At 28.0% G+C, this 11,629-nt stretch carries 12 protein-coding genes; 8 read left to right on the plus strand and 4 right to left on the minus strand.

Annotated elements, in window-relative coordinates:
- Positions 1–55 precede the first annotated feature (55 nt).
- Together ACTT9U_RS01810 and ACTT9U_RS01815 are read right to left on the minus strand one after the other, a co-directional pair.
- Positions 56–1,102 carry a quinone-dependent dihydroorotate dehydrogenase gene (locus ACTT9U_RS01810; protein WP_440931485.1) on the minus strand — a complete coding sequence of 349 codons (1,047 nt, stop codon included), beginning with the start codon at positions 1,100–1,102 and terminating at the stop codon, positions 56–58.
- On the minus strand, positions 1,102–2,664 hold the full coding sequence (locus ACTT9U_RS01815; RefSeq protein WP_440931486.1) for a lysine--tRNA ligase: 1,563 nt from the start codon (positions 2,662–2,664) through the stop codon (positions 1,102–1,104). The genes ACTT9U_RS01810 and ACTT9U_RS01815 overlap by 1 nt, the downstream gene beginning before the upstream one ends.
- An 88-nt stretch (positions 2,665–2,752) precedes the next feature.
- On the opposite strand from ACTT9U_RS01815, the gene ACTT9U_RS01820 reads away from it, so the two are divergent.
- From ACTT9U_RS01820 to ACTT9U_RS01830, 3 genes are read left to right on the plus strand one after another with little or no spacing between them, the layout of a single operon-like run.
- The gene (locus ACTT9U_RS01820; RefSeq protein ID WP_440931487.1) at positions 2,753–4,192 is read left to right on the plus strand and encodes a TrkH family potassium uptake protein; all 1,440 of its coding nucleotides are present in this window, start codon (positions 2,753–2,755) and stop codon (positions 4,190–4,192) included.
- Positions 4,193–5,569 (plus strand): AmpG family muropeptide MFS transporter, encoded by a 1,377-nt coding sequence (locus tag ACTT9U_RS01825; RefSeq protein ID WP_440931488.1) that lies wholly within the window; start codon positions 4,193–4,195, stop codon positions 5,567–5,569.
- Positions 5,559–6,314, plus strand: a complete 756-nt coding sequence (locus tag ACTT9U_RS01830; RefSeq protein WP_440931489.1) for a C40 family peptidase — start codon at positions 5,559–5,561, stop codon at positions 6,312–6,314. Before ACTT9U_RS01825 ends, ACTT9U_RS01830 begins: the two co-directional genes overlap by 11 nt.
- Here the strand turns inward: ACTT9U_RS01830 and ACTT9U_RS01835 are convergent.
- Both ACTT9U_RS01835 and hisC read right to left on the minus strand, forming a co-directional pair.
- The gene (locus tag ACTT9U_RS01835) at positions 6,311–7,207 is read right to left on the minus strand and encodes a prephenate dehydrogenase (protein WP_440931490.1); all 897 of its coding nucleotides are present in this window, start codon (positions 7,205–7,207) and stop codon (positions 6,311–6,313) included. The genes ACTT9U_RS01830 and ACTT9U_RS01835 overlap by 4 nt on opposite strands.
- Positions 7,207–8,289, minus strand: a complete 1,083-nt coding sequence (gene hisC / locus ACTT9U_RS01840; RefSeq protein WP_440931491.1) for a histidinol-phosphate transaminase — start codon at positions 8,287–8,289, stop codon at positions 7,207–7,209. The genes ACTT9U_RS01835 and hisC overlap by 1 nt, the downstream gene beginning before the upstream one ends.
- 179 nt (positions 8,290–8,468) lie before the next feature.
- Here hisC and metX point away from each other — a divergent pair, with 179 nt between their 5' ends.
- From metX to rpmA, 5 genes are read left to right on the plus strand one after another with little or no spacing between them, the layout of a single operon-like run.
- Entirely contained in the window at positions 8,469–9,593 is a 1,125-nt protein-coding gene (gene metX, locus ACTT9U_RS01845; RefSeq protein WP_440931492.1) for a homoserine O-acetyltransferase MetX, read from the plus strand.
- Positions 9,590–10,186 (plus strand): methionine biosynthesis protein MetW, encoded by a 597-nt coding sequence (gene metW, locus ACTT9U_RS01850; protein WP_440931493.1) that lies wholly within the window; start codon positions 9,590–9,592, stop codon positions 10,184–10,186. Before metX ends, metW begins: the two co-directional genes overlap by 4 nt.
- A 1-nt stretch (position 10,187) precedes the next feature.
- On the plus strand, positions 10,188–10,907 hold the full coding sequence (gene gloB / locus ACTT9U_RS01855) for a hydroxyacylglutathione hydrolase (RefSeq protein ID WP_440931494.1): 720 nt from the start codon (positions 10,188–10,190) through the stop codon (positions 10,905–10,907).
- 60 nt (positions 10,908–10,967) lie between these two features.
- Positions 10,968–11,363: a 50S ribosomal protein L21 gene (rplU, locus tag ACTT9U_RS01860; RefSeq protein ID WP_440931495.1), complete on the plus strand. Its 396-nt coding sequence runs from the start codon at positions 10,968–10,970 to the stop codon at positions 11,361–11,363.
- A gap of 8 nt (positions 11,364–11,371) precedes the next feature.
- Positions 11,372–11,626, plus strand: coding sequence for a 50S ribosomal protein L27 (gene rpmA, locus ACTT9U_RS01865; RefSeq protein ID WP_440931496.1), 255 nt, complete (start codon positions 11,372–11,374; stop codon positions 11,624–11,626).
- Positions 11,627–11,629: the final 3 nt, after the last annotated feature.

Genomic DNA, 11,629 nt, shown 5'->3' on the forward strand with positions numbered 1-11,629 from the left:
ATTACGGGATATATAAGGGGAGATCTTTAATGCGTCAAGTTTAATACAACACTAATTATGAGTGATTTCCAACAATTTCTGAATAATTTTTAACTCCTTTTTTATTAAGTATTTCTTTTAACTCTTTTTTTATTTTACTCACTATATTTGGCCCTTGATACACCATTCCAGTATAAAGTTGGATATAATCTGCACCAGCTAAAAATTTTTCACATGCGCTTTCACCTGAGTCCACCCCTCCTACTCCGATGATTTTAATTTTTTTATTAAAATATTTATAAAATTTCTTAATCATAGTGTTAGATTTTTTTTCAATTGGCTTTCCTGAGAGTCCTCCTTTTTGATGTTTTTGAATATCTTTTAAATCTTCTCTTGTGGAGTCTGATGTATTAGAAATTATTGCTGCTTCTATTTTATTTGATAGCAGAATATTAGCGATATCTTCAATTTGTGTATCTTTAAGATCTGGAGAAATCTTAACTACTAAAGGAACTTTTGAATTAAGTTCTTTTTTTTTAGCATTAATTCTACTTAATAAATCATCTAATTTTGATTCATCATGAAAATTCCTTAAGTTCTCAGTATTTGGTGAAGAAATATTAATAGTAATATAATCAGCTAAATTATGAAACTTTTCTAAACCAATCAAATAATCATTAAGTCTATCATTAGTATCTTTGTTGGGACCAATGTTAATTCCTAAAACACCTCTCTTTGGATTATTATTAATTCTATTATACGCGCTTTCGGATCCTTTGTTATTAAACCCTAGCCTATTAATTAGAGCTTCATCTTCAACCAGCCTAAAAACTCTTGGTTTAGGATTTCCGTATTGAGGCATAGGTGTGACTGTTCCAACTTCAACAAATCCAAAACCCAACTTAAATAATGAATTGTATACCTCTGCATTTTTATCAAACCCAGCAGCCATACCAATTGGATTTGCAATATCTTTATTTAAAAGATTTGTTGAAAAAAGAGGATCGTTAGAATTTTCATCAAATATTTCTGGAATAAAATTAAATTTTAGACTTTTAATAGCTAAAGTATGAGCTGTTTCTGGATCAATTTTAAATAATAAAGATCGAAAATTTGAAAACATTATTCTAATTTACTTCTTATAAGTTCTTTAGTTTCATTAACACCAAAAAAGCTAATAAAAAATCCCATCCTTGGCCCATTTTCAACACCAAATACAACTTCATAAATTAATTTAAACCAATCTCTTAAATTTTCTGCATAACCATTTTCTTTGCCAGTGGAATATATTTCGGTTTGTATATCCTCTGGTTTCATTTCATCATTACAATTATCTAATTTCAATATAAGAGCCTTTAATGCTTGAGTTTCATTTTCATTTGGTTTTTTATATTTCTTTTGTGATTTTATCACGTCATTAAAATATTTTATTGCATAGCCAACAAGTTTATCAAATATAGGATAATCAATTTCATTAATATTTTTTTTATATTTTTTCACAAATTTCCAAAGTAAATCTTTTGTGTCAGCATTACTTGTTTCAACTAAATTAAGTAACATCGAAAATGACATAATCATTTTTTCTTTTGGAATTATTCCATTATGTACGTGCCAAACTGGATTCATTAATATCTGCAGCTCATTTTGATTTTTTGCTTTCTCTATAAAGTCCAAATATTCATCCACTGCTTTTGGGACTATTTCATTGTATAATTTTTTTGCTCTTTTTGGATTTTGATACATATATAAAGATAAGCTTTCAGGTGAAGCATATTCCAACCATTGTTCAATTGTTATTCCATTTCCTTTAGATTTTGAAATTTTCTCACCTTTTTCATCCAAAAATAATTCATATGCAAAACCTGATGGGTTTCTCTTACCAAGTAGCTTTATAATTTTTGTAGATAAAATTGCACTTTCAATTAAGTCTTTTCCATACATTTCAAAGTCTACATCTAATGCATACCATCTCATTGCCCAATCAACTTTCCATTGTAATTTACACGCACCACCTAGGATACTTGTCTCTAGTTTATTCCCATTGTTATCAAAAATAATTGTAGAATTTGATTTGTTAAACTCTAAAACTGGTATTTCTAAAACTTTGCCTGTGTCTGGACAAATGGGCAAAAATGGACTGTAAGTTTTTTGTCTCTCTTGGCCAAGAGTTGGTAAAATGATATTCATAATACCTTCATAGTTTTCAAGAATTAATTTCAATGTATCGTCAAAAACTCCAGCCTTATAAAGAGCTGTGGAACTTTTAAAATTATATTCAAAATTAAAACTATCTAAAAAAGATTTTAGTTTTTCATTATTATGTTCTCCAAAACTGTTAAATTTTTCAAATGGGTCTGGGACTTGTGTTAATGGTTTATTTAAATTATTTTTTAAAAGCTCTTGATTAGGAACATTGTCAGGAACTTTTCTCAGACCATCCATATCATCAGAAAAAGTAATTATTTCAGTTGGTAAATCTGTTAAACACTTTAATGCGTTGACCATCATTGAAGTTCTGGCAACTTCTCCAAACGTTCCAATATGAGGTAATCCACTTGGGCCATATCCTGTTTGAAGTGTTATCTTGCCTTTTTTCTCAATCAGTGATTTTCTTTCACGAAGCATTTTTTTTGCTTCTACTATTGGCCACGCATTTGTTTTGTCTAAATTTTCTTTTTTTATCATTAACAAATTAAACTAATCTATTTATAGAAGTAATTACTAATTCTTAAAGTGTTGAAATTTATTTACCATAAAATATGATTCTTTCAAAATGAGTAATTATAAAACTGTTTTTTTCACATTAGGAATACTTCAAATAATACTTGGTATATCGATGATCATACCTGTATTTGTTCAAATAATTTATTCTGAAATGGACTCTTCGTTTATTGGGGCTGCAATAGTTACAATAATATTTGGTACTTTATTTTTTTTATCTAATTTAGATCATGATAAAAAACTAAATTTACAACAAGCTTTTCTTTTAACTGCATTATCATGGCTAAGTATTGCGATATTTGGATCATTTCCATTTATTTTTTCAACAATTAATTTCTCAGTTACTGACTCGTTTTTTGAAAGCATGTCAGGGATTACAACAACTGGCTCAACAATCATAAATAATTTAGAAGAAATGCCAAAAGCAATATTATTGTGGAGAGCTATTTTGCAATGGCTGGGTGGTATAGGAATAATTGTTATGGCAATAACTTTAATGCCAATTATGAATGTGGGTGGAATGCAACTATTTAAAATTTCAAATAACGACTCATCAGAGAAGATTTTACCTAAATCAAAAGAAATAGCTCTCCGATTAATTTATATTTATTCAACTTTGACATTATTATGCACATTTTTTTATAAGATTTTTGGAATGAATTATTTTGATAGCTTAACTCACTCGATGACCACAATAGCAACAGGTGGTTTTTCTAATTATAATGACTCGATTGGTTATTTTGATAGTGCCTATATAGAGTCAGTATCAATGGTCTTTATTATTCTAGGAAGCTTACCTTTTATTGCATACATAAAATTTTTAAATGGAGATAAACAAGTTTTTAAAAATGATAGCCAAATCAGAACTTTTTTTAAGATTATATTTTTTACAATTATTATATTAGGAATTTATTTAAGCTTTAATAATATTCAATCTTTTGATCTGAGATCAATATTGTTCAATGTAATTTCTATCATTACTGGCACTGGTTATGTTAATGATCAATTCGATAGTTGGGGTAGTTTTACAATAGTATTATTTTTAATGTTGATGTTCATAGGTGGATGTGCTGGATCAACTACTTGTGGAGTTAAAGTTTTTAGATTTCAGATTTTATATCTTTTTATTATGAACCAAATAAAAAAGATAATATACCCTAAAGGTGTTTTTGTAATTAAATATGCAGAAAACTCAATAAATGAAAAATTTATTGCATCAATAATCTCATTTATATTTTTTTACTTTTTAATCTTTTTTTGTTTATCTGCATTATTATCACTAACAGGATTAGATTTTATTACATCTATATCAGGTGCGGCCACATCAATTTCAAATGTTGGTCCAGGTTTAGGATCAACTATTGGTCCAAATGGAAACTTTTCCTCTTTACCTGACATTTCTAAATGGATACTTACTATTGGCATGATACTTGGTAGATTAGAATTATTTGCAATTCTAATTCTATTTGTGCCAGCATTTTGGAGGAATTAAATGATTGAATTTAGAAAACAAAACCTTTCAGAGACGTTTTCTGTTTATTTTGACATAAGAATGTTAAAGATTTTGTTATTAGGTGCTATCCAAGGTTTTCCCTGGGTTTTAATTGGTAGTAGCTTAAGTCTATGGTTGAAAGAAGATGGTCTTGATAGATCTACCATAGGTTGGGCAGGACTTATTTTTGGAGTATACGCTTTTAATTATCTATGGGCTCCATTAATTGATCGAATTCACATTCCTTTTTTAACTAAAAAAATAGGGCACAGAAGAGCATGGATCGTTTCAATGCAAATTATAATTTTATCGTCATTAGTTTTATGGAGTATGCTTAAACCAAGTGAAAGCCTGGCATTAGTTATCTCGGTAGGTTTATTGATAGCAATTGCATCAGCCACTCAAGATATAACTGTTGACGCTTTAAGGATTGAACAAATAGGAGAACAAGAGGGAAAATCAATGGCTGCTGGTGCAGCAATGGTTGTTGTTGGGTGGTGGACTGGATACAAACTCGGAGGTGTAATTTCATTATTCACTGCTGATATTCTGGAAAATTCTGGATTTCAAAACTATTGGCAACTTACTTTTCTCATTCTAGGTACTTTGATAATTCTAATGAATATTGGCTTGATGTTTGTAAATGAACCTATTAACAATGATAGGGGTGCTATTCAAAAAAATAATGATAACCTAATTTCTAACAAACTTGGAAAAGGTAATATTTTTTCTAAATCTCTTGCATGGATTAGTGGAACAATAAGTGGCCCTATAATTAGTTTTTTTAAAAAAAATGGCTTCTCAATTGCTATAGGTATTTTGGGTTTTGTTTTTTTATTTAAAATTGGTGAGGCTTTTCTTGGCCGGATGTCCATTATTTTTTACAAAGAAATAGGTTTTAGCAAATCTGATATTGCAATTTACTCAAAAACATTAGGTTGGATTACAACTGTAATATTTACACTGCTGGGAGGATTGTTTGTTATTAGATCTGGAGTACTAAAGGCAATGTTTTTAGCAGGAATTTTAATGGCTGGAACAAATTTATTATTTAGTGTTTTAGCTTGGAGTGGAAAATCAGAAGTATTATTTGCAGTCGCTGTTATTTTTGATGATATTGCCGCTGCATTTGCAACAGTTGCTTTTGTTGCATTTATTTCTCTTCTTGTTGATAGAACATACACGGCCACACAATACGCATTATTAGCTTCCATAGGTACTGCAGGACGAACTACACTTGCTTCATCATCTGGTGCGTTAGTTGATTGGCTACATGGCGACTGGGGAATATTTTTTATTATAACAGCTATTATGGTTATACCTTCATTAATAATTCTTTATTATATAAAAGATAAATTAAAGATCAGTGAAAAATAAACTTTATTACAATAAATCATTAGGAAATATTTATTTAAAACCTTCCTTAAAATCAGAAATAGTTTCTCAAATTCTTTATGGAGAAAAATTTACAATAATAAAAAAACAAAAAGATTGGTTAAAAATAAAACTTAATTTTGATAACTATGTGGGTTACATTAAAAGCTCAAATTTTAAAGAAAAATTTTATCCAATATTAAAGGTAAAAAAACTAAGCGCAAAAACTTTTCAATTAAAAAAAGGAAGATTTACAAGATTAAAACAGAAAATATTTTTTGGTTCAAAAATAATGGTTTTAAAAAAATATGGAAATTATTTTGAATTTGAAAAAAATAAATGGATCAATAAAAAAGATTTAATCATAAAAGATCATATAGAAAAAAATTACATCAAAATTTTAAAACTTTTCTTAAACACTAAATATTTATGGGGTGGACGAAGCGCAGACGGTATAGATTGTTCAGCTTTAATACAAATTTTCTTTTTTTATAATAATAAATTTTTTCCAAGAGATACAAAAGATCAGATAAAATTCTGCAAAACTATGAAAAATAAAAAATTCAATAAAGGAGATATAATTTTTTGGAAAGGTCATGTTGGTATATGTGCAAACAAAAAAGATTTCTTACATGCTTATGGGCCAAGAAAAAAAGTGCTTATAATGGATACTTTGAAAACTGTTGAATTAATTGAGAAAACTGCAAATCTTAAAGTTAAAAAAATTACTAATATATCAAAATATTAATCTCTGCCAAAATCAGGTTTATTTATATCATGTTTAAGCTTAATTATCTTAGCTCGTACTTTTTTTGTATTTTTTAATTTTAACAGAATATTTTTATTATTTTGTTTCAAAATATCTTTTTTAAAGTCTAATAAATTTTTGATAAACAAATCTATTGCTTTAGACACATTTCCTTTGTTATTAAAAAAAATATCTCTCCACATTATTTCGTTGGAAGCTGCTATACGAGAAAAATCTCTCAAACCACCAGCGCTGTATTGAATTAAATCATAACTTTGTTGTTTTTCAAAATCTTGTGCCGATTTAACTAAATTGTATGCAATCAAGTGGGGTAAGTGACTTGTAATTGAAAAAATTTTATCATGTTGATCAGCATTCATAACAACTACTTTTGATCCAATTTTTTTCCAAAAATTTTTCAAAACTTTAAGAGTATTAAGTTTTGTATTTTTGTCCTTAATTAATACACACCACTTATTATCAAATATAGATGCATAACCATTTCTTGGTCCGCTTACCTCTGATCCTGCAATAGGATGACTGGATAACCAATTTGTTTTTTTTGTTAAGTACTTATTTATAATTTTTTGAGACTCAATTTTAGATGATCCTATATCTGTAACAATATTCTTTGAATTTAGTTTAGGATTAATCTTTTTAATAATGTTTTGATATTCGCTCATTGGTGTGCAAAAAATTATTAAATCACATAAATCTATAACTTCATTAGGATTCTTAACAATTTTACATGGAAGTTTTAATTTCTTAATCTGACTCAGATATTTTTTTGATTTTTCATATACGAAAATTTGCTTAGAAATTTTTTTTTGTTTTATTTTTCTAACCAAAGAAGATCCTAGTAAACCACAGCCAATAATTAAAATATTTTTCATTAATTAAACAAACCTTTCATTGCTTTCACGAAAGCAGCATTTTCTTTTGTTGATCCGATAGTTAATCTTAACTTATTTTTAATTTTATAACCTACTTCAACATTTCTTAAAATAACTCCTTTAGATTGTAATTTTTTATAAACACTCTTCGCTGCCAGTTTGCACTTATCAAAATTAAGCAGTAAAAAATTTGCTGAAATAGGATTTGTTGAAATATTTAATGTGCTTAAAAATTTTTTTAACTTATTTGCTTCTCTTAGATTATGTTTAACTGATTTAACAATAAATTTTGTATCCTTTAAAGCCTCTACTGCCGCAGCTTGAGCTATTGCGTTAACATTAAATGGAGGTCTAATTCTATTTAGTGCAGAAATAATTTTTTTTGACCCATAACCCCATCCTATTCTTAAAGAGGCCAAACCATAAATCTTAGAAAAAGTTCTTAAAACAAAAACATTTTCTTTAGATCTAAATATTTCTAAACCAGATTTATAATCTTTGTTTTTCATATATTCATAATAAGCGTCATCTATAACTAATAGAATGTTTTGCCTTAATTTTTTTCTTAATTGTATTAGCTCTTTATAATTTAAATAAGTACCGGTAGGATTGTTTGGATTAGCAATAAAAACAATTTTGGTATTTTTACTAACTTTTTTTAGAATATTATTAACATCTACTTTAAAATTTTTTTCTTCAGCTAAGACTACTTTTGCTCCTACAATGGCAGAATATATTCTATACATTAAAAAACTATATGTAGGAATAATTACTTCATCTTTTGAATTAAGAAAAAGTTGACAAATCATTTGAATAACTTCATCAGAACCTGAACCACATATTAATTTCGTCTCATCACATTTAAATCTTTTGGAAATTTCTTTTTTTAAAGAATTACTCAATGGATCTGGATATTTAAAAATTTTTAAATTTTTAGAATTTAATATTTTTTTTACTTTTGGACTTGTGCCAAGCGCAGATTCATTAGCAGATAACTTTATTATATTTTTAATGTTTGCTAATTTAGATTTACCAGGTCTATAAACATCTAAATTAAAACTTTTAAATTTTGGTAAACTCATTATTTTAATATTTATATGTATATTTTATAGAATATACAGCTACTTAAGCTATTTTTTAAAAATTGACATAATAATACTCTTCTAGTACAAAACTTTTGCGCTGATTTAACTGAATTGCGAGCGCTATAAAAAAACCGCTAAAAAAGTTTTTTTCTCACAATTCAAATCAGCCTTATTTTATGAATAAGATTAAAGATTTTAAAAAGTTGATTGTAAAAAAACCGCTCACTTTAGACTGTGGAAGAGTAATTAATGATTTCCCAATAGCATATGAAACTTATGGCAAACTTAATGAAAAAAAAGATAATGCAATTCTTATATTTCACGCTTTAACAGGCGATCAATTTGTTACAGGCAAAAATCCTGTCACAAATAAAGACGGTTGGTGGTCTTATGCAGTTGGTTCGGGCAAATCAATTGATACAGATAAATATTTTTTAATTTGTGCTAATGTAATAAGTGGTTGTATGGGCTCGTTTGGTCCTAGTCATATCGATCCAGAAACTAATAATCCTTATGGCACAAATTTTCCAGTGATAACTATCAATGACATGGTTAATGCTCAAGTTAATCTACTAGATCATTTTGGTATTGATAAACTTTTTTCTGTAATAGGTGGTTCTATGGGTGGTATGCAAGTTTTACAATTTGTAAGTAATTTTCCAGATAAAGCAAAAACAGCTGTCCCAATTGCTTGTACGTCAAGTCACTCAGCTCAAAATATAGCCTTTAATGAATTAGGTAGACAATCAATAATGGCTGATCCTAATTGGATAAATGGAGACTATCAAAAAGAAAATAAAAACCCTTCTAATGGTTTGTCAGTTGCAAGAATGGCAGCGCATATAACGTATCTATCAAAAAAAGGTTTGGAAAATAAATTTGGTAGAAAACTTCAAGAAAGAGATGACTTAAAGTTTGGATTTGATGCGGATTTTCAAATTGAAAGTTATTTGCGGTATCAAGGAAGTGTTTTTGTAGATAGATTTGATGCAAACAGTTATCTTTATATTACGAGAGCTATGGATTACTTTGATTTGCCAAGGAAATTTGAGGGCAGTTTATCAAAGGCATTTAATAATACAAAAACAAAATTTTTTATAATTTCATTTACTTCTGATTGGCTTTATCCAACACAAGAAAATAAAGAAATAGTTATAGCGTTGAATTCTATAGGTGCAGATGTAGGTTTTGCTGAAATTGAGTCTGACAAAGGGCACGATTCATTTCTCTTAGATGTACCTGATTTTTTAAATGTATTAAAAAACTTTGTGGATAAATCTTATGAGGAATTAACTAAATGAAATTTGAATTTCAAATTATAACTAAGCTTATCAAAGATCAAAGTCGTGTATTAGATGTTGGGTGTGGCGATGGTGAGTTGATGCAGTATTTAAAGAAAGAAAAACATATTGATATAAGGGGATTAGAAATTTCAAAACAGAATGTAAGAATTTGTATATCAAAAGGTCTTACTACAATAGAAGGTGATGCAGAAAAAGATTTAATTCAATTTCCAGACAAATCATTTGACTACGTAATACTAAGTCAAACTTTACAAGCATTTTTAAATCCTGAAAAAGTAATCAATGAACTTTTAAGAGTAGGAAAAAAAGCTGTTGTAACAATCCCAAATTTTGGCTATTGGAAAATTAGATTACATTTATTATTCAAAGGAACAATGCCAATTACAAAAACTTTACCAGATGAATGGTATAATACTCCAAATTTGCATATGTGTTCAATTAAAGATTTTGTGCATTTTTGTGAAAAAAATAATTTTAAGTTAAATGAGTCTTTGGCCTTAAATGAAAATAGCTTTTCTTCAATTAGTAAAGCTAATTTAAATTTTAAAAATTTAATGGCAAATCTTGGAATATTCATACTAGAAAAATAAAATGGAAATTTTTATAATTCCTTGTTTGAACGATAACTATAGCTACATTTTGTATGATGAAACAAATAATACAGCATGCGTTGTTGATCCAAGTGAAGCCAATCCAATTATAGATTTTATAGAAAAAAATTCGTTTAATCTTAAATATATTTTAAACACTCATCACCATTATGACCATGTTGGTGGCAATGAAGAATTGAAAAAGAAATTTAATTCACAAATAATTGGATTTGAAGGTGATAAAAATAGAATTCCTGAAATAGACATCAAGCTCAATGATCATGAAATTTGGAGCGCTGAAAATTTTAAAGCTAAAATTTTTCATATTCCAGGTCATACATCTGGTCATATTTGTTATTACTTTGAAAAAGAGAATTGTCTATTCACTGGTGATACACTATTCTCTCTAGGATGTGGAAGAATTTTTGAAGGAACTTACGAACAGATGTTTAATTCATTAAACATTATAAAAAAACTACCTTTGGAAACCCTAATTTATTGTGGTCATGAATATACATTAAAAAATTCAGAATTTTGTTTGAAGCATGATCCAACCAACAAAGATTTAAAAGAAAAAATTATCAAAATCAAAAAGTTGCGCTCTGAAGGTAAGCCTACGATTCCAACTACTTTAGAAGATGAAATTGCAACCAACATATTTCTAAGAGCTAAAGATATTGAAAATTTCTCAAAACTTCGAGATTTAAAGGATAATTTTTAAGTTATTCAGCTTGACTAAAAAGCTTCTCAGACTATATTGCCCTTAAAAAAAATTCAGAATATGTCTTACGCAGTAATTAAAACAGGTGGAAAACAGTACAAAGTAAAAGCTGGTGAAATCTTAAAAATTGAAAAATTACAAGATTCTAAACCTAATTCTAAAGTAGAATTTAATGAAATTCTTGCATATGGCGATGACAAAAGTATTGAATTGGGAGCTCCAATAGTATCTGGTGCTAAAGTGGAAGCTGAATTAATTGAGAATAGTAAAAATAGAACAATCTTAATCTTCAAAAAAAGAAGAAGACACAACTCAAGAAGAAAAAACGGTCATAGACAAGAATTTTCAAAAATAAGAATTAATAAAATCTTTTCAAAAGATGGAAAAGTTTTATCTGAAGCTGAAAAAGTGGTGAAGACTGAAAAGAAAACTGATAATAAAGAGGCTTCAAAGTAAGGTAAATTATGGCAACGAAAAAAGCAGGTGGATCATCTAGAAACGGCCGAGATAGTGCTGGTCGAAGACTTGGTGTAAAAAAATATGGTGGCGAGTCTGTAATCCCAGGAAATATTATAGTTAGACAAAGAGGAACTAAAATTTTTCCAGGAGAAAATGTAGGGATGGGTAAGGATCACTCAATTTTTTCTGTAGTAAAAGGTAAAGTTGTTTTTAAAAAAACAAAATCAGACAGAACGTTTGTTTCAGTAAAGCCCAATTAATAG

The sequence above is a fragment of the Candidatus Pelagibacter sp. genome, from assembly GCF_052049975.1.
GTDB lineage: Bacteria > Pseudomonadota > Alphaproteobacteria > Pelagibacterales > Pelagibacteraceae > Pelagibacter.

What these genes read in the sequence shown, in the direction of transcription:
- metX (WP_440931492.1), top strand. Translation starts at nt 8,469, where the DNA reads ATGAATAAGATTAAAGATTTTAAAAAGTTGATTGTAAAAAAACCGCTC.
- ACTT9U_RS01810 (WP_440931485.1), bottom strand. Translation starts at nt 1,102, where the DNA reads ATGTTTTCAAATTTTCGATCTTTATTATTTAAAATTGATCCAGAAACA.
- hisC (WP_440931491.1), bottom strand. Translation starts at nt 8,289, where the DNA reads ATGAGTTTACCAAAATTTAAAAGTTTTAATTTAGATGTTTATAGACCT.
- ACTT9U_RS01820 (WP_440931487.1), top strand. Translation starts at nt 2,753, where the DNA reads ATGAGTAATTATAAAACTGTTTTTTTCACATTAGGAATACTTCAAATA.
- rpmA (WP_440931496.1), top strand. Translation starts at nt 11,372, where the DNA reads ATGGCAACGAAAAAAGCAGGTGGATCATCTAGAAACGGCCGAGATAGT.
- rplU (WP_440931495.1), top strand. Translation starts at nt 10,968, where the DNA reads ATGTCTTACGCAGTAATTAAAACAGGTGGAAAACAGTACAAAGTAAAA.
- ACTT9U_RS01815 (WP_440931486.1), bottom strand. Translation starts at nt 2,664, where the DNA reads ATGATAAAAAAAGAAAATTTAGACAAAACAAATGCGTGGCCAATAGTA.
- metW (WP_440931493.1), top strand. Translation starts at nt 9,590, where the DNA reads ATGAAATTTGAATTTCAAATTATAACTAAGCTTATCAAAGATCAAAGT.
- ACTT9U_RS01835 (WP_440931490.1), bottom strand. Translation starts at nt 7,207, where the DNA reads ATGAAAAATATTTTAATTATTGGCTGTGGTTTACTAGGATCTTCTTTG.
- gloB (WP_440931494.1), top strand. Translation starts at nt 10,188, where the DNA reads ATGGAAATTTTTATAATTCCTTGTTTGAACGATAACTATAGCTACATT.
- ACTT9U_RS01825 (WP_440931488.1), top strand. Translation starts at nt 4,193, where the DNA reads ATGATTGAATTTAGAAAACAAAACCTTTCAGAGACGTTTTCTGTTTAT.